Raw genomic sequence first — 22,048 nt, forward strand, 5'->3', positions numbered from 1 at the left:
GATTGTGCGGCTGATTTTCGGATATGCCCTAAACGGTCATGGTCCGAACTATATCCGCAGACGGCTGGAGGAAGAAAAAATCCCCTGCCCCACATGGTGGAACCGGGAACGGGGGCTTCGCAATACCCGCACCAAATGGGAAAAGAAAGACCCCGAAAACGGGCGGTATATGTGGGACTTCTCCGTTATCAAAGACCTTTTGATGAATCCCGTCTACACCGGGGCGATTGCTTCCCAGAAAAAGGACTACCGTTTCAAAATCGGCACGATTGGGGAAAAGAAGCCGGAGGACTGGATTGTGGTGGAGGGACAGCATGAACCGCTGATTGACCGCATGAGCTTTGACATTGTGCAGAACAAGCTGAAATCCCGCCAGCGTCCGGGACAGACCAATGAAATCAGCCTGTTTGCCGGACTGATAAAATGCGGCGAGTGTGGGAAGTCGCTGACGATACGCTACACAAACGCAAAACATCCCCAGCAGATTTATTCCTGCAAGACCTACAATGCCTTTGGAAAGAACCACTGCACCCAGCACCGGATTGATTATGACACCCTTTACAGCCATGTGCTGCGGAAAATCAGGGAATGTGCCAGAGCTGCCCTGATGGACGGGGAAGCGGTTGCCGACCGCCTGACCAATACCTGTGAAGCAGAGCAGCGGGAACAACGGGAAGCAATGGAACGCTCCCTTACAAGGGACGAGGAACGGATTGAGGTTCTGGACAAAATGGTCATGCGGCTTTATGAGGATATGATTGCAGGGCGTATCAGTGAGCAGAATTTCAACACCATGCTGGAAAAGACACAGAGCGAGCAGACGGAGCTTAAAACAAAAGTGTCCGAGGGCAGAAAGCGGCTGTCCGATGAAGTCCAGCTTGCCAATGACGCAAAACAATGGGTGGAAGCCATTCAGGAATACGCCAACATCACAGAGCTGGACGCAGCCACCCTTAACCGCTTAATCAAAGAAATCGTCGTGCATGAGCGCATTGACGAAGATAAAACAAGACACATTTCTATCGAAATTCATTTTAATCTCAAACCCATCCCGGAGGTGGAACAGGTCACTGCCTGACCTGTCCCGCAGGGACGGTTCTCTTAAAAACACCATATAGATTTTTTGTACGCCGCCGCCCGCCATCGAGCAGAGTTTTACACCTAATTGGGAATAAAACAGCTCGTCGCGGGCGGCGGTGTGGCGCTGATCGGCGTGACCCTGATCCCCCTGCTGTCCGGTCTGCTGGGCTGAGCCCTATCAAAATCTCAGAGGCGGCTCCCGTTTCACGGCGGGAGCTGCCTCCAAGGAGGTGATCTCCCGTGATAATCGACACGATCCAGGAATGGTTCAAGGAGGTGCTGATCGACGGCATCATCTCAAACCTTTCCGGGACCTTTGATACCGTGAATACGAAGGTGGCCGAGATCGCAGGCGAGGTCGGCATGACGCCCTCCGGCTGGAACGGCGGTATCTTCAACATGATCCGCAGCCTGTCCGAAACGGTCATTGTCCCCATTGCAGGCATCATCCTCACCTTCGTCATGTGCTATGAGCTGATCCAGTTGATCGTCGAAAAAAATAATCTCCATGATTTTGACACCTGGCTTTTCTGGAAGTGGATTTTCAAGACCTTCTGCGCGGTGCTGATCGTCACGAACACCTGGAATATCGTTATGGCGGTGTTCGACGTGGCGCAGAGCGTGGTCGATCAGAGCGCAGGCGTCATCATCTCCGATGCTGGGATCGACATTTCCGGCGTTGTGGGTGATCTGGAAACAACGCTGGCGGACTGGAGCATCGGTTCTTTGCTGGGCCTGTGGTTTCAGAGCGTCTTTGTGGGCCTCTGTTCGCATATCCTCACCATTGCCATTTTCCTTGTGATCTACGGAAGAATGATCGAGGTGTATTTGACCGTATCCGTGGGGCCGATCCCGTTTGCCACGATGGTCAACCGGGAATGGGGCCATACGGGGCAGAACTACTTGAAGTCCCTGCTGGCGCTGGGCTTTCAGGCATTTCTTATTATGGTCTGCGTCGGCATCTATGCGGTGCTGGTACAGAATATCGCCGTGGGGGATGATATTACCGTGGCGATCTGGGAGTGCATGGGCTACACGGTGCTGCTGTGCTACACGCTGTTCAAAACCGGCAGCCTTGCAAAAAGCCTGTTCGGAGCGCATTAAAGGAGGTATCAATTTTGGCATACGTAACGGTCCCGAAGGACCTGACAAAAATCAAAAGCAAGATGCTGTTCGGCCTGACGAAGCGGCAGCTTGTGTGTTTCGGATCGGCGGCGCTTGTGGGAGTGCCGCTTTTCTTTTTGAGCAAGGGCAGCATGGGTACGACCTCGGCGGCGCTGTGCATGATCCTTGTCATGCTCCCGTTCTTCCTGTTTGCCCTCTATGAGAAAAATGGACAAACGCTGGAAGTGATCCTGGGGCACCTGATCCAATGCAAGTTCATCCGTCCGAAGCGGCGCATCTATCAGACCAACAACGCCTATTCCGCCCTGGTGCGGCAGGCAAAACTGGAAAAGGAGGTACGGGCGATTGCTGAAAAGAACGGCAAAACCGGAAAACTCGCAGCCCGCCGCAAAGCGTAAGCTCACGCGGGCGGAGCGAAAACAGATTGAAGCCATCATCCGGCAGGCGAAGGGCGACGGCAAGCCCCATACCGTGCAGGACAGCATCCCGTTTCGGAACCTGTACCCGGACGGCCTGTGCAGGCTGGACGACCGGCTTTTCTCCAAGACCATAGCCTATGAGGACGTCAACTACCGTCTGGCGGGGCCGGACGACCAGCGGGATATCTTTGAACGCCTCTGCGATTTCTATAACGGCTATGATCCCTCCATCGGCGTGCAAATGACCCTGAGCAGCCGCCATGAGGACAAGAACGGAAACCTGTTCGGCATGGACGCCCAGGGCGACGCGCTGGATGATATGCGCGTGGAGGCGTCCGGCATCCTGCAAATACAGTATGAGCGCGGCAACAACGGCTTTGTAAAGCGCAAATATGTCACGCTGACCATCGAGGCGGAAAATCTTCCGGCGGCGCGGGCAAGGTTTTCCCGGATCGAGGCAGACACCCTGAACCGCTTCAAGGTCATGGGCGCGGGCGCAAGGGTGCTGGACGGCAAAGAGCGGCTGGCGCTGCTGCATGGCCTTCTCCATCCGGAGGGCGGACAATTCGCCTTTGAATGGAACTGGCTCCCGGCAAGCGGCCTGTCCGTCAAGGACTTTATCGCGCCTTCTTCCTTCGAGTTTGGCGAGACGCGGCGTTTCCGCATCGGCGAAATGTACGGCGCGGTGTCCTTTTTGCAGATATTGGCCCCGGAGATTCAGGACCGTATCCTCACGGATTTCATGGATGTGGAGGGAAACCTTCTCGTCACCATGCACGTCCGCGGCATCAACCAGAACGAGGCCATCAAGATGGTCAAGCGCAAGATCACCGATCTGGACGCCATGAAGATCCAAGAGCAGAAGAAGGCCGCCCGCAGCGGCTACGATCTGGATATTCTCCCCTCCGACCTCTCCACCTACGGCGGCGCGGCGAAAAATCTCTTGCAGGATTTGCAGAGCCGCAACGAGAGAATGTTCAATATGACCTTCCTCATGCTGCATCTGGCGCCCACGAAACAAAAGCTGGAGATTGCCGTTTCGCAGTCGGCCAGCGTCGCCCAGACGCACAACTGCATCCTGACCCGGCTGGACTTCCAGCAGGAGGACGGGCTTATGTCCTCGCTGCCGCTGGGCCTCAACCGTATCAAGATCGAACGGAGCCTCACCACATCGGCGCTGGCGGTATTTATCCCCTTCGTCACCCAGGAACTTTTTATGGGCGGCAATGCCATGTATTACGGCCTCAACGCTCTCTCCAACAACATGATCCTGCTGGACCGCAAGCAGTCCCGTTGTCCCAACGGCCTTGTGTTCGGCACACCGGGCAGCGGCAAGTCCATGAGCTGCAAGCGGGAGATTACCTATGTCATGCTGACCACGAAGGATAACGTCATCATCTGCGACCCGGAGGATGAATACTCCCCGCTGGTGAACCGGCTGGGCGGTCAGGTGATCCGGCTTTCCCCCAACAGCCGCGACTATGTGAATCCCCTGGATATCAACCTCAATTACAGCGAGGAAGAAAACCCGCTGGCGCTGAAAAGTGATTTCGTGCTGTCTTTCTGCGAGCTTATCATGGGCAGCAAGACGGGGCTGGAGGCTATCGAGAAAACCGTCATTGACCGGGCCGTGCAGATGATCTACCAGCCGTACTTCGCGGACCCGCGGCCGGAGAATATGCCCGTGCTGGGCGATCTGCTGGACGCGCTCATGGCGCAGGGCATCTCGGAGGCGGAGCGCGTGGCTCAGGCGCTCGACCTGTATGTAAACGGCTCGCTCAACTTCTTCAACCACCGTACCACCGTGGATATCCGCAACCGCCTTGTCTGCTTCGATATCAAGGGCCTCGGCAAGAATCTGAAAAAGCCGGGGATGCTCATTGTCCAGGACGCGGTGTGGAACACCGTCACGGTGAACCGCTCCATTGGACGGGCCACCTGGTATTTCGTGGACGAATTTCACCTGCTCTTGAAGGAGGAACAGACGGCAGCGTACAGCGCCGAGATTTGGAAGCGTTTTAGAAAGTGGGGCGGCGTCCCGACCGGGGCGACACAGAACCCCAAAGACCTGCTTTCCTCGCCGGAGATTGAAAACATTCTGGAAAACAGCGATTTCATCTACCTGCTGAACTTGTCTGCTGGCGACCGCAAGCTGATGACGGAGCGGCTGAACATTTCCGCCGAGCAGCTTGCCTATGTGACCAACGCGGACCCCGGCAGCGGTCTTCTGTTCTTCCAGAATGTGATCCTTCCGTTCCGGGACGAGTTCCCGAAGGATACAGAGCTGTATAAACTTCTCACGACCAAGCCCAGCGAGGTCGCCCACGACGGGGAAAGCAGATAAGGAAAGGATGGGACAAGATATGAAATATGTGATCGACAGCAAAACCTACGAAAAGCATATCCGTGACGAGGTGCATCTTTACGGTCTGCTGCATCAGCTCGCATTCCTCGCCGGGAAGGTGAAGGACGAGGAGGACATGGCAAATCTGGTCGAGACGTCAAAGCACTACGGCGAAATCGCGGAGAAAAAGTTTGACGACTGGCTCATTCCCGGACGCTACCTGGCGTTCGGGGACCGGGATGATCTTGCCGAACTGAAGGCGGCGGAGCTTACGCCGCTGACTGCCGTACTGAAAGAGCATGATGCAAAAATCAGAGAAAAGCAGCGTGCAGCTTCCAGCAATGATCCCGCCTACATCATTTCCGGCAGCGCCTTCCGTATGCTGGTGGGCGATCTCTTTGACCTGCTGGCACAGTACGGATATCTCCGTAATCGTGTTCTGGATGTAAAAACGGAGCGGCAGCTTGCGCGGCTGCAAAAGAACCTCTCCGGCGACCACCCGGCGATCCGCAGGATGTACTGCAGGTGGGGCTTTGCGGAGGATCAGGGCGTCACCTGCTATGACATTCTGGAGGCAAAGCTGCGGCGCGCGCATCTGACGCCCTATGACCCGGACGGCAGCGAGGCCGACTATGACTGAGCTGACCCTAGTTACACAATGCCATGGTAAAAAGAGCCGCAAAAAACAGTAAATAAGGCAATTTCAGTATAATACGCTTAGTCACAATAAATATTTCTTCTACCTTATCGGGAATATGTATGCTATAATGTTGGCGTTCATAGTGAGGAGGTATGTATATTGAAGAAATATGTAGGATACATGGTTGCTTTTGTCTTTGGAACATATCTGTGGTTTGTACTTCTTCCGATGTGGTTTAATTACTCATTTCCAACAGGAGGATGGGACTGGTTGGGGTTTGTCGGTGTGGTTGGAGGCTTGTTTTTATCTGTGTGGTGTTTGAAAAAGCAGCAAGAGTTAAGTGTTGTTCCTTGTTTGGATGTTGACGCATATTCAGCACTTGACAACAACGCCCAGAATAAAGTATTCCGAATATTTAATGACACAGATGGCCGAATCTACAATGACGGATATATTATTCTTAGAACACCAGGAAAAACGGAGCCAGATGGATTTAGGAAGAGTGCTAATATCAAGGTAACAAACAAGGGATTATCAACAGCATTTCAGATATGTGTGTACCTTTACGATCTAAAAAGTGTTAAGGGGCTGGCATCTCTTGATGAAATAGCTACAACGCCCATTGATGATTTTTACGATAAGATTGATTATAAGGGCTATACATACTATGAGGAAACCGGTGTCGATGCCGAACCTGTAAAAAATGAAAGTGGCTGGCTTATATCTCCGCAGTACAATTTGTGTGCGAACGCTGGGGAGTTCAACCTCGTTTTTGATTTTTCCAAGGTAACTCAGAAATATCATTCTATTTTGAAATTTGAGTTTGAGGACATTTATCAGAAAAAGTACCATCAATTCTTGTACTTGTATTTCGATAAAGAAGAATGTGCTGCATTACCAATTTCAAAGTTATATTCACGATGAAGAAAACCTCGCTTCAACCGAAGCGAGGTTTTTCTATGCCCAAAATCAGGAGGTGAATACAAAATAGCAAATCAGCTGACCCATGTAAGCCTGTTTTCCGGCATCGGTGGGCTTGATCTGGCGGCGGAGGCGGCGGGTTTCCGCACCGTCTGTCAATGCGAGTGGGCAGACTATCCCTATTCCGTTCTGGAAAAGCACTGGCCGGATGTGCCGAGATTCCGGGATATTACTACTTTTACGAAGGAGGCGTTTTTTGAAAAAACAGGACTTGAAACAGTTACCGTCATCTCAGGCGGCTTTCCCTGTCAGCCCTTCTCCACCGCAGGGCAGCGAAGGGGCTTTGCGGATGAACGCTACCTGTGGCCGGAAATGTGCCGCGTTATTACCGAACTGCGGCCCCGTTGGGTGCTTGGGGAAAATGTTGCTGGCTTCATCAATATGGGGCTCGACAAAACGATCTTTGACCTGGCAAAAGCGGGATACGCTGTTCTCCCATTCGTATTTCCGGCTTGCGGCGTCGGCGCATGGCATGAGCGCCAGCGAACTTTTATCGTCGCGGCTGATGTTTCCCACACCCCTTGCCTCCGACAAGAACACCTGCAGGGACGCGGCCAACCTGGATGTGTACCTCTCCGACAACGGAATATTCCGCAAGGTGAACAAGAGCGGCGCGATCTGGAGCCTCAGCCTGTCGGCGGCGGTATTCTATCTGACCCCGGCAGCATCGGAGGGCTACCGCTCCACGCTGAAACCGGCGGCGTTTCGCAACAGCGCTCCGTCTGCCAACCTGTCATCCCAGGTGATCCGGCAGGAGCGGCCGATATCCGAGACGGCGGCGCTGAACCCGGATTGGGTGGAATGGCTCATGGGCTTCCCCCGGAAATGGACGGACGTATCCTCTGGGCCGCTGAGCCGGAGGGAGTCCCCCGTATCACCGAGAACACCGCAGACCGCGCCCTACGGCTGAAAACCCTGGGCAACGCGGTCTGCCCGCCGCAGGCATACCCCATTTTCAAATATATCTCTATGATCGAGACAGGCGAGTGCGTGAGCATTTGCCCCTACGGAAAGGCAGGTGGTGACGCATGAAGGAATGGAAGGCCGCCGAGAAGGAGGCGCAGAAGATGACCCGCGACGGAGCCATTTCCGTCAACATGGTCACAGGCGAGGCGAGCCATGTTTCAGACCGTGCGCCGGAGCAGGACTATTCCCCCTCCGGCGATTCCACGGCGTTTGTTCACAGCGCGGCGGAGCGATTAGATGATCGGCGTATCCACAAAAGCGAAAAGAAAAAGCGCCGGAAACGACGCAGGTCCTACCGGGAGGGTACGGCGGCCAGCGATTGCCCATCCTCCCGTTTGCAGTTTACAGACGAGGAACGCGCTGCGCCGGAGCTGCAAAAGGCGATCCGCAAGTCCGACAAGGCGGCGGATAAGCTGGACGCGGCAAGAGCCGCCATTCCCGAAAAGCAGCCCTCATTTCATCAGCCGGTAAATCCGCTGGCACGGCCGCTGCAGGAGATCGGCCACGCCGCCCATGCGAAGGTGCATGAGGTAGAACAGGAAAATGTTGGCGTGGAGGCGGGGCACATGACGGAGCGCGGCATGGAAAAGGCTGTCCGCTACGGAAACCGCAAGCTCCAAAACTGGCAGACAGATCGCAAGCTGAAACCATGGCGGGAGGTATCCCATGCAGAGCAGGCGGCGGTTCAGGCCAACGCGGAGGCGCTGTACCAAAAGGCTTTGCGGGAGAATCCGCAGCTGGCAGCCAGCAATCCTATTTCCCGGATGTGGCAGAAAAAGAAGCTGCAAAAACAGTATGCCGCCGCATACCGGGCGGCGCATAGCGCCGGGGACGCGGCAGCAGCGGCGCAGACAGCATCGAAGGGCGCGAGGAAAAGCGCGGACGCGGCGAAGAAGGCCGGAGAGTTTGTTTCCAAACACAAAAAGGCATTTCTGATTGTGGGTGGGATCGGCCTGCTGCTGGTCATGCTGCTGGGGCTGCTGCAATCCTGTTCCTCCATCTTCGGCGGAGGTGTGTCCAACATCGTTGCGTCCTCCTATCTCTCCGAGGATACGGACCTGCTGGCGGCGGAGGCCGCCTACTGCGCGATGGAGGATGAATTGCGGGAGTATCTGGACACCTACGAGCAGACCCACGACTATGACGAGTACCATTTTGATCTGGACGAGATCAAGCACGATCCCTATGTGCTACTGTCCATCCTGTCGGCGCTCCATGAGGGCCAGTTCACCATTGACCAGGTACAAGGCGATCTTCAAATGCTGTTTGACAAGCAATATATCCTTACCGAGACGGTCACCACGGAAACCCGCTACCGCACAGAGACGAGAACGGACAGTGAGGGCAACGAGTATGAGGTGGAAGTCCCGTACACGTATTACATCTGCACCGTGGAGCTTGAAAACTTCGATCTGAGCCATGTTCCCGTTTACATCATGGATACGGAGACGCTTTCCATGTATGCCGTGTATATGTCCACGCTGGGGAACCGATCCGACCTGTTCCCGTCCTCATGGTATGTGGACAAGTACATCACGACCCCGCCGGAGGACTATGAAATCCCTGCGGAATACCTCTCCGATGAACGCTTTGCGGCGCTTATTACGGAGGCGGAAAAATACTTGGGATATCCCTACGTCTGGGGCGGCAGCAGCCCCTCCACTTCGTTTGATTGCAGCGGCTTTGTCAGCTATGTTCTGACAAGCAGCGGCCTATGCAATATCGGGCGGCTGGGAGCCCAAGGCCTATACAACATTTCCGCACGGGTATCCGATCCGCAGCCGGGCGACCTGGTATTTTTCGTTGGGACCTATGATACCGCGGGCATCTCCCATGTCGGCTTTTATGTAGGACTGGACGAAGCGGGTAACCCCATGTTTCTGCATTGCGGCGACCCGATCCAGTACGCAAGGCTCAATACAAGCTACTGGCAACAGCACTTTTACGCCTACGGCAGACCGCCGTATGATTGATGGAGGTGAGCATATCAATATTGTTTCCTATGGCGGCGGTGCAAACAGCACCGCCCTTCTTATTGGGCTGCACCAGCACCGTATCCCCGTTGACCTGATCCTGTTTGCGGATACGGGCGGCGAGCATCCCCATACCTACGCCTATCTGGATATCATGGATCGCTGGCTGAAGGATCACGGTATGCCGGAGATCACACGGGTCTATAAGACCACAAAGGACGGCAATCGGCTGACCTTGGAGGATGAATGTCTGAAAAGCGGCACGCTGCCCTCTATCGCCTACGGCTTCAAGCGGTGTTCTCTGAAACACAAGATCGGACCGCAGGAAAAGTTCTGCAACAATTATCCTCCGTGCCGTGAGGTTTGGGCCAGCGGGAAAAAGGTGGTCAAGTTCATCGGCTATGATGCTGGCGAGCATTACCGCAGCAATAAGGTCCTTCTGCGTGATCTGGCAGACCCGAAGTACAGCAAATGGTATCCCCTGATGGAATGGGGCTGGGACCGGGCGGCGTGTATCCGGGCGATCGAGGCGGCGGACCTGCCGCAGCCAGGAAAGTCCTCCTGTTTTTTCTGCCCCAGTATGCGGGCGGAGGAGATCATCGATCTGCGGGAGCATTACCCGGATTTGTTCCGGCGTGCGCTGGCATTGGAGGATAACGCACGGGCCAACCTGAAAACCGTTCAGGGGCTTGGACGCAACTATTCATGGAGAGAACGATTTGGAAAGGAGTTTATTTGACCATGGCAACTACTGAGAAGATCCGTCGTGATATTGAGAAGGTCCGGGAGAAGATCACGGAGCAGCAGAAACGCCTTCGTGCGCTGGAGGCGCAGCTTGCGGAGGAAGAAAATCTGGAGATCGTCCGCATGGTAAAAGCTGTCCACATGGACAACAAGGAGCTGACCGCCTTCCTGCGCGCCTACGCCAGCGGCATGATCTCCCTGCCGGAAGGGATGATGGAAAGGGAGGGCACCGCTGATCCCGACATGATGGAGGGCACCGACGATGAAGAATAAGCACATGATCCGCACACTTACGGTGCTGCTGACCGTTATGCTCTGCATGACGGCCTTTTCTACGGTCGCTTTTGCAAGTGGCGGGGATACAGCTCCCACCTCCGAGGCACAGACGGAACCGACTGACAGCACGGATATCACCGGGGACGATCTTTCCGAACTGATCTCTGCGCTGTTTGGCTCTATGCTGGGCGGCACGGAGAAATCCGGCAAGACCGGCACCGTCACCACCAATGGTGGCAAGCTGAATGTCCGCACGGGTGCTGGGCTGGATAACTACGCCTTTACGCAGCTTCCCAACGGAACGGTGGTAGAGGTCATCGGCACGGATGGCGACTGGTACATGATCCGGCTGCCGGAAAAGATCGGCTATGTCTATTCCGGCTATATGACACTCAGCGATACGGGCGGCGAGGCTGACGGCGGCCTATCTCTGTCCATTGATCCTGATAAATTGAGCGAGCTGTTTGAGCAGCTTATGGGCGGCAGCGGAGGTGTCGCCCTGACGCCGGACGGGAACCTGTCGCTGATCGACGATATCGGCAGCAGTACCCGGAGCGGCAAGCAGTTTATCACGGTGGAAACGAAGAACGGCAATGTGTTCTATATCATTATTGACCGTGACGATGAGGGCGAGGAAACCGTGCATTTTCTGAACCAGGTGGACGAGGCTGACCTTCTGACGCTCATGGGCGACGATGCGCCCGCGGCGGAGACGCCCGCCGTCTGCAACTGCAAGGAAAAGTGTGCGGCTGGCGCGGTGAATACGAATTGCCCCGTCTGCAAGAACAATCTCTCCGAGTGCAGCGGCAAGGAGCCTGTGACGGAGCCGGAGCCTGAACCGGAGCAGCCGGAGAAAAAGAGCAGCGGCGGTCTGCTGGTCATTGTCCTGCTGCTGGCGCTGGCGGGTGGCGGAGCCTTTGCCTATGTGAAATTCATCAAGCCGAAGCAGGGCGTGAAGGTCAGCGCCGATCCCGACGATTACGATTTTGAGGATGAGGAATATCTTACCGAAGATGAAAGTGGCGATATAAAAGACAACTGACCCGTATAGTAAAATCCATTAAAAAAGAACTGTGCGTACCTGTCAAAACAGGTCGCACAGTTCTTCGATTATATTCCTTGGATTGCGGCTTTAACCATTGATGTAACGATTGCGGACGATATTTCCTTTACGGCATCAAGGACAAGTGGTATCCCCTTGGACTTAATAGTTTCCTTTGTCTTATTCCAAACGGTATCACTCTTGATTTTGTCTAAAAGCTCATGTCCTTCCCAAGTTAAGCGCCCAACACCAAAAAAGCAAAGTCCATCTCCCGCATACTGAGCTTTATAGTCATAAATTAAACCGGCATCGTGAAGCAATGCACAATGATATGCAATAGTTTTCATGTCGTAGCCATCAATTTGAACATCGCTCCCTGGGAGCCAAGTATCGACATATTTTCCTTCGATGACAAAAAGAATTTTCCTGATAAGATCCATATCGCGTTGCATTTAATCACCTCTTTTGAATTATACACTATTTTACTACTTATCGCAATGAAAGGAGTAGCTTATTTGAAACTGATTATTGCCGAAAAACCGAGCGTAGCAAAATCTATCGCGTCGGCCCTGGGTGCTTCATCCAGGGCCGACGGCTTTTATGAGGGCAACGGCCTTCTCGTATCCTGGTGTGTGGGGCACTTGGTATCCCCGATGGATGCGGGCGGCTATGACGAGAATTTCAAGAAATGGCGCTATGACGATCTTCCCATTCTGCCGGAGCCGTTCCGCTATGTGCTGGCACCCGGCAAAGAGGACGCCTTTGAAAATCTCCGTGCTCTGATGAATCGCTCCGACGTGGATACCATCGTCAATGCCTGTGATGCAGGGTAGTGCGGTTAGGTGACTCAAGAGAAAGAAAAAAGAGACCTCATCTCGTCAAAAATCAAATTTCAAAATCATTAAAGGAGCTATTCAAATGAAACGAAATCAGAATTTCGACCATAATCACTCTCAAAAACTGCTTTCCTTCCGCTACAACATAGACACCAACCGAGTGGAAGCCCGGTTCACGGATGGCTCTGCCGTCGCCAACAGGATGCCCAACTGCCTCAGAACATCCTCAACCCGCTACTTTACAGTGGGGTTGACACGGAGGATTGAGTGTCATCGTTTTTTCATGGCTACCGCCGAAAATCATTGTAACGTATTTTGTGTTACAAATTGGTCAAGCGAATGATTATGATTAAAATTCTCTTACTCGCACAATAAGTCATTTGATAAACTGGTTAAAATGCCAAATAATTTCAAATCATAGTCCAACACACAACAAATGTGGTATAATAACAATATATTTAATGCTTTAACTGTGTTTGCAAAAAGGAAAAGAAGATAAGTATGGAGATTACATGGTTGAAAAATGAAGATAATGCCATTCAATACGTCTATGCCTCTGCTGTTCCCCAAAAAATACCATTAGACATTTTTAAAGAAATTGTTCAGAGCAGTAAAGAAAACTGTCTACCTGAATTTTATGTGATATCTGAACAGGGAAAGTATATCGGATATATTTTATTATTGGCCGATAAAAAAGAAGACATCCCTAAACCTTTTACATTTCTTGCATGTCATAATGGCGATACTCTGCCAAAAGAAACTCACAAAAAAATATTGGAATTTATCGGCAAACGGTGTCGTGTAAACAACTGGAATAAACTCGCTTGGTTGGCCGAACAAGAAATCCAGCAATTGTGATATCATCGTTTTTTAAGCTATCTCTCTATAAAAACTCCTTAAAGACATAAAGGCAAACTTGAATAAATAAATTTATCTAAAAGCCCCACCTACAATAGATATTCCAAATCGAAGAATCTACTGCAGGTGGGGCTTGTTCTATGTGATAAGCTATTTTGTAAAAATCAAATACGTAGATTATATGGCAGAATCATTTGGTGACACTGAAAGCTAATGTTGCGCCATCAACGACACTATACATATCGCCGTTAGCCGCAGTAGCAATTCCAGTAAACTCAACCTCCCATTTTCCTTTAGAGAGTCCATATTTTACATCTTCCGTACCGATTGTGCCGTATGCAGAAATGGCATGATCAAAGGTTCCAAAGGGTGTACCAAGTTTATTGAAATGCAGGTTACCTTCAAAGGAAACAATTACTGCACCCGGAACGGTAATCGTCCATTGGATATACCCTTCAGACAGATAATCAAGTGTACATGAACCAGCATCGCCCCAGAAGGTTTCGCGAGAAATTGGGACAAGTTTGAATGTTGCAGAGTTTACAGTTGTTCCTTTATCAATTTCGATACTAGATTTTTTGGAAGAAAGTGCTACAACGCCTGGTTCAACTGCAACAGCAGCAGGCATCAAAACTGTGTTGAAAACAACCAACGCAGCACTCGTTCCAGCCATTTTAAGGAATTCATTTCGGGTCATCTTTTTCATGTCGATTTGCTCCTTATATTTTATTGACTGTTACAAGTCACCCAGCTACAATTTGGATTCTTTTTCGCTTAATTCTGCACTGGAATCACCTCTTACAAAATTTTAGTATATTGGCATCATCGTGATCAAAAGCAATATCACTAACAGCCACCTCATCACACTATAAAGCCGCAAATTTTCAACTCAGGTGTATGCTCATCGGCAAATAAATGTGAACCATACGAATGCCGCTGTTAAACAACCTGCCAAAACCACTAAAATACAACTTGCCAACTTTGGCTCAATAGCAACTTTTTGATTTTCGCACAGCGCAAATTTCTGAAGTTCCTGAAATGTTGTTTGATTGACATTGCCGTGTATTGCTTTCCATGCAACGAAATGATTTGTAATCAGAAGATAATCTGAAACGATTCCTACAAAAACAATGGCAAAAAATGCTGCGGAAAAGAACCACATTCCATCGCATTGATTCACCGTCAGGATATCCTGAAGGCTTGCTGGCTTCAATGCCCATAAAGCCACAACATATAGCAATACTTCGCAGAAATCTCTTTGGAGTGGCCCTTTTTGCTTAAAGAATCCCATTACATGTTCTCCCTGTTCTTTGAAGTCACTATCAGCCACCAATGGCCTGATAATAATCCGTTTTAGACCGAATCAAAGAGCCATTTGACTTATATTCCTTGACAGTTTGATGATAGCAATGTGTATAGTAGCTATTGTCATAGGAAAATAGGACTTCATACGTAATAGAAGATATTGTCACTTTATAGCAGTCCGAGGACATACTCTGAAGCATCTGATCGAAAATAAACGATGCTGTAGAAGAAATAACTGCTGCTGGTGTGCTTCCCCATGCAGTTGCTAAAATACTGGCTACATCAGATGCTTTTTTGCATTTACGCAAATCACTAGCATAAACCGTATCGGTTGCACTTGTGCCAACATAGCGGTGCTTGAACTGCGACCCTGTCACCTCGCTTCCAGTGAGTGCAGGAATTTGTGCCAGCTGTCCGTTTTTGTAATTTTGCTGATCTTGATAAATTTCATAGAACAAGCTATAGTCACTTCTTGCAGTTGATGTTGTTGATTCACCAGATGCACCTACAACAACAATGTCCATCACATCATTAGGATGCACCGTACGCGTAATTCGTGTGATACCTCCATCACGAATTGTAAGCTGTTCAACAACATCTTTTCCATTCATCGAGTACGAAACAGAATAATTTGATCCTGTCAAAAGAGATTCGCTATTGCCATGATTTGTTGAATCTGCAAAGGCAATGGGCATAATGGAAGCAACACAAAGCAGCACCGCTAACACGCAGGAAATATAACGCAAATATGTTTTTGTTTTCATTTTGTTTTTTCCTTTCATGCATTCCTATAGAACAACGGACTCTCATCTGTGCATCGGAAACACCTCCGAAGTACATTGATTATCGATGCTCTCACTTTTTCAAGAGATATTTTCCAAATGCAAGGACGCCTAGAATATAGAAAAGCTGACGAACAATCAACATAATGAATGAAAGCAGCTCCAACATAATCGAACAGTTCCTTTTAGAAAATTATCAAGAAATATATCCCGTAAGAGTATCGCTATCTTACCTTTCATATGAATTTCAGTCATGCTCAAGCGATTCCGGGACATCCGGCTGATATGCCGTAAAGCCACAGGTGCTGTTCACGCTCAAGACTGCGAGAGCCATTGCCATAATGCAAGTGACCTTGCTCAAGAGCAACATAATCTTTTTCATTTCTGTTACCTTCGTTTGATATTTTTTAGAGCATTCATCTTCTGAAAACACATGAACGCCCTCGTACCTTAGGATATCTTCGCTTGTTTCTGAAAAAACGGAATGATTGCAAAAATCACTAAAACCCATTTTGAAATGTAGTATACCGTTATACTGCGGGTGTCCGGAAGCACATTGAAAATGGCAAACAGGAAATCTATTGACGAAAGAACAGATGCGACCATCTTATAGCTTAACCGCTTCTTTTTGCCTAAAGGCTTATTCGTTGCTTCTATCGGAGAGAAAAAGATAGCGATGCCCATAAGAGCTGCTGTTGTCAGGATACGAAAAAGGTGATTGGCTGCAATTACTTTACTCAGCAAAATGCAGATAAGTGCCAGTCCGGTAAATGCCAGATAGCATCTGGTGTGCGACGTTGCATGATATCCACCAATGTAGATTCTCTGCGGGATAAACCCAATCAAAAATGAAAGTGAGTATCGAACATCACCACACACGGCAGAGACGAGGATGACAAGCAAAACACTTACAACAGACGATATGAGCAACTCGTACCCATAGACATACGCATCCGCTTTTGATTCGTCTACCACTTTTTGTTCGCAGAAAAGACGGACTAATTTCTGAGACAGCGTGCGTTCCCACATTGCAGTTGCGCCACCTTATCTTCTGATTTTTGCTTCACTGTATCATAAATTTCAACAAAATCAAGAGGTTTGGCAAAACTGGTCGTTCTGGTGACAAAAGTGGTAAGTCAGGCTACTTGTAAGGAGCCTTTGCACAGTCTATAATAGTATCAGAACATTATTTTGTGGAGGTTGTCGAAATGCTGAAGTACCACGTTGCAGTCTGCGATGATGAGAAGTCAGACCTTGATGGTATTGTTCAAAGCGTCCAGCGATACGATGTGCAAGGTTGCTTTGACATTGAAACTTACATGGACGGAAACGAACTTCTGAGCGAATTGCAAATGCAGAAGAAATCCTTTGATCTGCTTCTGCTCGATATCGAGATGCCATCCAACGGTTTTCAGTTGGCGCAGTCTTTGATCCAAATGGAGAAGCATCCTTTGGTGGTATTTGTCACGAAGCGGCATGAGTACGCTGTGCAGGGATATGGCATTGCATTCCGCTACCTTGTCAAACCTTTGGATCAGACTCTGTTCGCTGCGGCAATGGATGCCGTCCTTCAGGAACTGAACTCCAAACATTTTACAATCGAATACGATGGTGTTACCATATCCTTGGAAACATCGGACATTTACTTTCTGGAAAGCCACGGACATAAAGTTCTGATTCACTGCAAGGAGCAAGACCTTACATTGCGAATGAGCATTCCTGAAGCCTTGGAGCAGCTTCCAAAACGGTGCTTTGTGTCACCACACAAAAGTTATCTCGTCAACATGGAACACATTGTTTACGCTACGGGAACCGCTGTTTTTCTTTCCAGCGGACATCAGCTGCCGATCAGCAGGAGGAAGCGTCAGGAGTTCAATCAGAACTTCAACGCTTATTTGGGAAGATGATGCTATATTATTTCGTTGAGTTTGCAGGGAGCTTTGCCAACATTGCCCTGTTGCTGCTTTTTATCGGTCGGCTGTTTTCTAAAAAAGAACCTGTTTCAAGATGGTTCTATCTATATGTTGTACTTTTTGTCGCGGGGCAATGTGATTTGAGCTTATTCCCGGATTGGGTAACGCAGCGCACGATCTATCTTTTAGTTGGCGGATTTCTCCTTGCATTGCTGTTCTATGAGGTGCGCCCATGGCAGGCAGTTTTCGCAAGCGGAGCCTTCTTTACACTGGCTGCTTTGGTTGAAGTGTTTGCAATGCTTTTGATTGGGCTGCGCATCCCGGATACCGACATTCTGATGCAGGCTGGGGCAGCACGGTTGGTCTATGTTGTTTTTTCAAACCTGATTCAAATTCCACTCGTAGTCCTGATCTCACATTTTTTCAGCCGAAAAGGAAATGCTCTGCGCATCCTATGGCTGCTGCCGATCATTGCGATTCAAATCGCAAGTATTGCTGTCTGTTATGTGGCACAGTATCATGCTGCGGATGAGTATTTCCCGGATTATATGGTCGGTCTTATGGCGGTGCTTCTCCTTATAAACATCCTGATTGTGTTCTATGTGGAAGCTCTCCGGGAAAATGAGCTAGAAAAATTCAAAGTCAAGTTCAACGAGCAGCAGTACAATCTTCAAATGGAATACTACCAGCAGCTCAAAGAACGTCAGGAAGAAGTCCGTTCTCTACGGCATGATGTGAAGAAATACATTCTGGCGATGCAGGCAGTTGCAGAACACGGCGATACCGAAGAACTTCACAAGATTGCACAAGCTGCCACGGATATTTTTGAGCGTTCCACAAATGTTTCTGCTGTCGGAAACCCTGTTGTTGATGCTCTTTTGAATTATTACCTACGCATCGCAGAGAAGAATAACATCAAGGTCAAACTGGATGTGACGATTCCTGAAGTTCTGACGATCTCATCGCTGTCTTTGAGCATCATCCTCGGAAATACATTTGACAATGCCATTGAAGCCTGTTGCAGTCTGCCAGCGGAACAGCGAACCATCCATTTACAGCTGCGCAAACAATATCGGAGCCTTTTCTATCGGCTGGAAAACCCATACAGTGATACTTCTCGCGGAATCCGCATCGGAGAACATCATGGTTACGGGCTAAAAAATATAAACCGTATCGTTCAGGAAAACCATGGTGACTTCTACACGAAAAAGAAAGACGGTGTATTTACGGTTCAAGTTCGCTTGAACTGCGAAAATTAAATATGTTTCCACAGCCAAATGATCAGCCTTTATACTGATTGTTTGGCTCTTTATTTTGTAAAGGAGCGTGATGCTATGACCCAGCCCAAATCCGACCTTGCCTATCTCCGCAGCGAAAAAGCCAAAGCGGAGCAGCAGCTACGCTACTACAAGCACCGTGAGAAAATTCTGGAACATCAGATACCGGAGCTGACCCGCAAAGCCCGTGTGCATCGTCTGTGTACCCGTGCCGGAATGCTGGAAAGTTTTCTGATTGCGCCGGAAGAACTCACCAACGATCAGGTGATGGAGCTGCTGAAAATTGCGTTCCGTCAACCAGAAGTTGCGCTGGCACTTGCAAAGATGATTCACGACTTGCAGGAACGCCGCAGCGTTTCAAACCCTTTAGAATAAAGGGCGCAATTATACACCGTTCCGGTGAAATTGCGGTCTTGCAGACGGCTCGATGAAATCGAAGCTGGCGTTTGTGCGCCAGCCCGATTCCATCCCAAGGAAAACTGCATTTTCCTTGCGCTGCTTTGCAGCTATCCTTTTGCGGCTCCCGCCTGAGAGCGAAGCGCACAGCACTCCGTTCCAAGGCGGCGAGCAAAACCGAATACGATTCCAGACCGTTCATCAAGAGCAATCTTGCTGGGCGGTCTTTTTGTTTGGAGGTGATGCCTATTCCGTGTCCGCATTTCAAAATCACCATCGTCAAGCGCAGCCAAGGACAGTCCGCTGTTGCCGGGACCGCTTATCAAAGCGGCGAACGGCTGTTCAGCGAGTACGACCAGAAAACAAAATTCTACAACAAGAAGAAAGAGCTTGTCCACGCCGAGATCATGCTGCCGTCCCATGCGCCGCCCGGATTTGCAGACCGGGCAACCCTCTGGAACGCCGTGGAAGCCGTGGAGAACCAGTGGAACTCCCAACTTGCCCGGCGCATCGTGCTGGCATTTCCAGTGGAGGTTCCGAAAGAACAGTATCTCTCCATGATAAAAGAATTTTGTCAGGAGCAGTTTGTTGCCAAGGGTATGATAGCCGACTTTGCCATCCACGACAAGGGAGATGATAACCCACACGCCCACATTCTGCTAACGCTCCGGGCAATGGACGAACACGGCAGGTGGCTTCCAAAAGCCCGAAAGGTCTACGACCTTGACGAGAACGGCGAGCGCATCCAACTCCCCTCCGGCAACTGGAAGTGTCACAAGGAAAACACGGTGGACTGGAACGACCAGAAGTACGCCGAGATCTGGCGGCATAGCTGGGAAACCATCATCAACCGCTATTTGGAAGCGGCTGGCCGCCCGGAACGTGTTGACCTGCGCTCCTTTGAGCGGCAGGGCATCCAGCAGATACCGACCGTCCATCTCGGTCCCGCTGCACACCAGATGGAAAAACGTGGCATCGAAACTTTTCTCGGCAATCTGAATCGTGATATTCGAGCCGCCAACAGCCTGATGCAGTCCATCCGCAGCGCCATCCGTGGGCTGCAACGCTGGATCGCAGACCTGAACGAAAAGAAGCAGCTTCTTCTGGACGCTCTGGAAAAGTCGAAGGAACCCACGTTGTCCGACCTGCTGGTGGATTATTTCAACCTTCGCAACGAGCAGCGCAGTGATTGGTCTGGCAAGGCAAAACTGAAATGCACTGTCCGGGACTTTGAGGAAGTCAAACGGGCGGTGGACTACCTGAAAGCCCATTCTCTGAACGCCATCGAGGATTTGGACACCGCAATTTCTAACCTGAACCAGACTGCCGCCCCTCTCCGCAGGCAGTTGAAGCAGAACGAAAACCGTATGCGGGCAATCGCCCAGATCAAGGACGCTGCCGCCGTCCATGCCAAGCTGAAGCCCATCCATGACACCTTTATCAAGAAGAACTTCAAGCTGACCAAGGACGCTTATGCCGCCCAGCACAAGGAGGAACTTGACACCTTTAATAAAGCTGTCCGCACCCTGATGAAGCTGAACGGCCGCACAGCGGTGGATTTTTCGGCATTGGATGCCGAATTTTCTGCGCTGCAATCCAGAAGCGCAGAGCTGCGCACCCAACTGGAAATCTTGCAGCCGGACATCTCCGCCCTGAAAAACATCCGCAAATATATCGACATGGTGCTGAATAAGCAGCAGCTTTCCGCACCGGGCGGCAAGACCCCGGAAAAGGAATCGGTGCTGAAACAGCTGGAGCAGCTTGAGCAGAAAAAGTCCAACCACAAAACGATTTCCACCACCCCAAACCGCGAAGAATCGCTCTAAACGATCTTTCTGTCACCGATATGCTGTTGCAATCAGTGGCAGAAATACATAATTCGTTTTTGTTGGCTTTTGGCTATTCTCGTTGGCTAGTGAGTAAAGGCGCATTTTTAAGGTGGAAATTTTCTCCAACACCCCCCATTTTAGGCCACTTTTTCTGTTAATAGTAGAAACGCTTCTTTGAAGGCTAGTCATTTGTGACCTTTTTGTTAATTCTCAAAAAGATGGTTGTCTTTGGGCTGTTTTCGTTGCCTACCTATTGAGAGGATTTTTTCAAAAGCGGAGATTTGGTCTCAAGAATTACAATTCAATTACAAGTTCCTCACCAATGCTACGAAACAGGCGTTCTCGATGCCTACCAAGTGTAGGGCATCTTTTTCAAGACCACTTTCAACTTTAGGCACTGCCATTGTTGCAAAGTTCCGTCCTCCATCGGTCGCCCCATGGGTCAATGTTATTTTAATCAAACAGCCACCTCAACTATATTTTCCAAAAACTTTTCGACAAATTTCTTTTTCAGGCTATTTTTTGGTCGTTTTCGATGGCTCGTAAGTAGAGGGACAATTTTTCGGAAGCCTTAAATTCCGAAGATTTTCTATAAAACTCCGTTCTTTGAAAACAGAATAGTTCAATCGTCCGGTACTTCACAAAAGGTACTTCTGTAACTCGCAGCCCGGTCATAACGAAGACGGGGTGGCTGAAATGCCAATGGTGCGGTGCAAGCCCGCCGCCGGACGATTCCCCACTCCTAGGGAAGTCGAGGACCAATATGGGAGACCTTAACTTATTAACGCAGTTGAGCACTTGTTTCGTGCTTTTCTGCGACTGGAGAATTGGAACCCACCAATTCTCGTTACATACTCTTTGTTCCTGATTTCTGCTTCAGCTGGAGGTGATCAACATTTCAGAATATCTTACCACGCAAACTCTGCTGCCGCCGTTTCTCCCATACCCACGCTTCCTTTTGGAACTTGACCTGAGCCAGACTGCAAAAATGACTTATGTGCTGCTGCTCGACCGTGCCACGCTCTCGCAGAAAAAACTCTGGATAGATGAACATGGTTTCGTGTTTGTCATTTTTACGATTTGCTCTTTGGCTGAGCGGCTAGGGCGCAGCACTGTCAGTGTTTCCAGTGCGCTCAAGGAATTGGACGCTGCGGGATTGATTGAGCGCAGACGAACGCGGTTTTCTTCGCCCAATCACATCTTTGTGAAAATTCCAAATGTTGAATAGTTCTGCGTTTTTCACGATTCAAGAACCGCCAAAA

24 protein-coding genes and 2 pseudogenes are annotated in these 22,048 nt (G+C 50.1%); 20 read left to right on the forward strand and 6 right to left on the reverse strand.

What is annotated here, in order from left to right; all coding sequences use genetic code 11:
* The 12 genes and pseudogenes from J3351_RS13095 to J3351_RS13150 all read left to right on the forward strand — a co-directional run.
* On the forward strand, positions 1–1,078 hold a 1,078-nt coding region (locus J3351_RS13095), incomplete at its 5' end, for a recombinase family protein (RefSeq protein ID WP_207697923.1).
* A gap of 90 nt (positions 1,079–1,168) precedes the next feature.
* Positions 1,169–1,252, forward strand: a pseudogene (locus tag J3351_RS13100) (Maff2 family mobile element protein); the annotation flags it as partial.
* 68 nt (positions 1,253–1,320) lie between these two features.
* On the forward strand, positions 1,321–2,184 hold the full coding sequence (locus tag J3351_RS13105; RefSeq protein WP_113992836.1) for a VirB6/TrbL-like conjugal transfer protein, CD1112 family: 864 nt from the start codon (positions 1,321–1,323) through the stop codon (positions 2,182–2,184).
* 14 nt (positions 2,185–2,198) lie between these two features.
* Positions 2,199–2,603: a PrgI family protein gene (locus J3351_RS13110; RefSeq protein ID WP_207697924.1), complete on the forward strand. Its 405-nt coding sequence runs from the start codon at positions 2,199–2,201 to the stop codon at positions 2,601–2,603.
* A complete protein-coding gene (locus J3351_RS13115; RefSeq protein WP_374222255.1) occupies positions 2,554–4,968 on the forward strand; it encodes a VirB4-like conjugal transfer ATPase, CD1110 family in 2,415 nt (804 codons plus the stop codon). Before J3351_RS13110 ends, J3351_RS13115 begins: the two co-directional genes overlap by 50 nt.
* Before the next feature lie 19 nt (positions 4,969–4,987).
* Positions 4,988–5,608, forward strand: coding sequence for a hypothetical protein (locus tag J3351_RS13120; RefSeq protein WP_207697925.1), 621 nt, complete (start codon positions 4,988–4,990; stop codon positions 5,606–5,608).
* 159 nt (positions 5,609–5,767) lie between these two features.
* The gene (locus J3351_RS13125; protein WP_207697926.1) at positions 5,768–6,532 is read left to right on the forward strand and encodes a hypothetical protein; all 765 of its coding nucleotides are present in this window, start codon (positions 5,768–5,770) and stop codon (positions 6,530–6,532) included.
* 63 nt (positions 6,533–6,595) lie between these two features.
* Positions 6,596–7,621 carry a DNA cytosine methyltransferase gene (locus tag J3351_RS13130; protein ID WP_207697936.1) on the forward strand — a complete coding sequence of 342 codons (1,026 nt, stop codon included), beginning with the start codon at positions 6,596–6,598 and terminating at the stop codon, positions 7,619–7,621.
* The gene (locus J3351_RS13135) at positions 7,618–9,528 is read left to right on the forward strand and encodes a C40 family peptidase (RefSeq protein WP_207697927.1); all 1,911 of its coding nucleotides are present in this window, start codon (positions 7,618–7,620) and stop codon (positions 9,526–9,528) included. The genes J3351_RS13130 and J3351_RS13135 overlap by 4 nt, the downstream gene beginning before the upstream one ends.
* Positions 9,529–9,541: 13 nt before the next feature.
* Positions 9,542–10,267, forward strand: coding sequence for a phosphoadenosine phosphosulfate reductase (locus J3351_RS13140; RefSeq protein ID WP_207697937.1), 726 nt, complete (start codon positions 9,542–9,544; stop codon positions 10,265–10,267).
* A gap of 2 nt (positions 10,268–10,269) precedes the next feature.
* Positions 10,270–10,545, forward strand: a complete 276-nt coding sequence (locus J3351_RS13145; protein ID WP_207697928.1) for a DUF4315 family protein — start codon at positions 10,270–10,272, stop codon at positions 10,543–10,545.
* Positions 10,535–11,590, forward strand: a complete 1,056-nt coding sequence (locus J3351_RS13150) for a CD1107 family mobile element protein (protein WP_207697929.1) — start codon at positions 10,535–10,537, stop codon at positions 11,588–11,590. Before J3351_RS13145 ends, J3351_RS13150 begins: the two co-directional genes overlap by 11 nt.
* 68 nt (positions 11,591–11,658) lie before the next feature.
* Here J3351_RS13150 and J3351_RS13155 read toward each other — a convergent pair whose 3' ends face one another.
* Entirely contained in the window at positions 11,659–12,042 is a 384-nt protein-coding gene (locus tag J3351_RS13155) for a DUF2513 domain-containing protein (RefSeq protein WP_119194699.1), read from the reverse strand.
* A 45-nt stretch (positions 12,043–12,087) separates the two neighbouring features.
* On the opposite strand from J3351_RS13155, the pseudogene J3351_RS13160 reads away from it, so the two are divergent.
* From J3351_RS13160 to J3351_RS13165, 3 genes and pseudogenes are all read left to right on the forward strand, one after another.
* Positions 12,088–12,420 (forward strand): annotated as a pseudogene (locus J3351_RS13160) (toprim domain-containing protein); the annotation flags it as partial.
* Positions 12,421–12,508: 88 nt separating this feature from the next.
* Positions 12,509–12,769 (forward strand): DUF6061 family protein, encoded by a 261-nt coding sequence (locus tag J3351_RS14205; RefSeq protein ID WP_081028504.1) that lies wholly within the window; start codon positions 12,509–12,511, stop codon positions 12,767–12,769.
* Between the two features lie 173 nt (positions 12,770–12,942).
* Complete coding sequence (locus J3351_RS13165; RefSeq protein ID WP_133300986.1) at positions 12,943–13,284, forward strand: hypothetical protein; 342 nt, start codon at positions 12,943–12,945, stop codon at positions 13,282–13,284.
* A 190-nt stretch (positions 13,285–13,474) separates the two neighbouring features.
* Here J3351_RS13165 and J3351_RS13170 read toward each other — a convergent pair whose 3' ends face one another.
* The 5 genes from J3351_RS13170 to J3351_RS13190 form a co-directional block, all read right to left on the reverse strand.
* Entirely contained in the window at positions 13,475–13,990 is a 516-nt protein-coding gene (locus J3351_RS13170) for a hypothetical protein (protein WP_055187025.1), read from the reverse strand.
* A gap of 195 nt (positions 13,991–14,185) precedes the next feature.
* Entirely contained in the window at positions 14,186–14,575 is a 390-nt protein-coding gene (locus tag J3351_RS13175; protein WP_055187026.1) for a hypothetical protein, read from the reverse strand.
* Positions 14,576–14,606: 31 nt separating this feature from the next.
* Positions 14,607–15,353 (reverse strand): hypothetical protein, encoded by a 747-nt coding sequence (locus tag J3351_RS13180; protein ID WP_133300985.1) that lies wholly within the window; start codon positions 15,351–15,353, stop codon positions 14,607–14,609.
* A 265-nt stretch (positions 15,354–15,618) separates the two neighbouring features.
* Positions 15,619–15,882 carry a cyclic lactone autoinducer peptide gene (locus J3351_RS14385; RefSeq protein ID WP_374222254.1) on the reverse strand — a complete coding sequence of 88 codons (264 nt, stop codon included), beginning with the start codon at positions 15,880–15,882 and terminating at the stop codon, positions 15,619–15,621.
* On the reverse strand, positions 15,822–16,400 hold the full coding sequence (locus tag J3351_RS13190; protein WP_097783063.1) for an accessory gene regulator B family protein: 579 nt from the start codon (positions 16,398–16,400) through the stop codon (positions 15,822–15,824). The genes J3351_RS14385 and J3351_RS13190 overlap by 61 nt, the downstream gene beginning before the upstream one ends.
* 179 nt (positions 16,401–16,579) lie before the next feature.
* Here J3351_RS13190 and J3351_RS13195 point away from each other — a divergent pair, with 179 nt between their 5' ends.
* The 5 genes from J3351_RS13195 to J3351_RS13215 all read left to right on the forward strand — a co-directional run bounded on the left by J3351_RS13195 (position 16,580) and on the right by J3351_RS13215 (position 22,014).
* A complete protein-coding gene (locus tag J3351_RS13195) occupies positions 16,580–17,278 on the forward strand; it encodes a LytTR family DNA-binding domain-containing protein (RefSeq protein ID WP_207697931.1) in 699 nt (232 codons plus the stop codon).
* Positions 17,275–18,543, forward strand: coding sequence for a GHKL domain-containing protein (locus J3351_RS13200; RefSeq protein ID WP_207697932.1), 1,269 nt, complete (start codon positions 17,275–17,277; stop codon positions 18,541–18,543). The genes J3351_RS13195 and J3351_RS13200 overlap by 4 nt, the downstream gene beginning before the upstream one ends.
* A gap of 75 nt (positions 18,544–18,618) precedes the next feature.
* Positions 18,619–18,936: a DUF3847 domain-containing protein gene (locus tag J3351_RS13205; protein WP_055185906.1), complete on the forward strand. Its 318-nt coding sequence runs from the start codon at positions 18,619–18,621 to the stop codon at positions 18,934–18,936.
* Positions 18,937–19,205: 269 nt separating this feature from the next.
* Positions 19,206–20,783: a MobQ family relaxase gene (gene mobQ, locus J3351_RS13210; protein WP_374222256.1), complete on the forward strand. Its 1,578-nt coding sequence runs from the start codon at positions 19,206–19,208 to the stop codon at positions 20,781–20,783.
* Positions 20,784–21,672: 889 nt separating this feature from the next.
* The gene (locus tag J3351_RS13215; RefSeq protein ID WP_207697934.1) at positions 21,673–22,014 is read left to right on the forward strand and encodes a replication initiator protein A; all 342 of its coding nucleotides are present in this window, start codon (positions 21,673–21,675) and stop codon (positions 22,012–22,014) included.
* Positions 22,015–22,048 lie beyond the last annotated feature (34 nt).

It is taken from the genome of Faecalibacterium sp. Marseille-Q0746 (assembly GCF_017377595.1).
In the GTDB taxonomy this organism is placed as follows: Bacteria; Bacillota; Clostridia; order Oscillospirales; family Ruminococcaceae; genus Faecalibacterium; species Faecalibacterium duncaniae.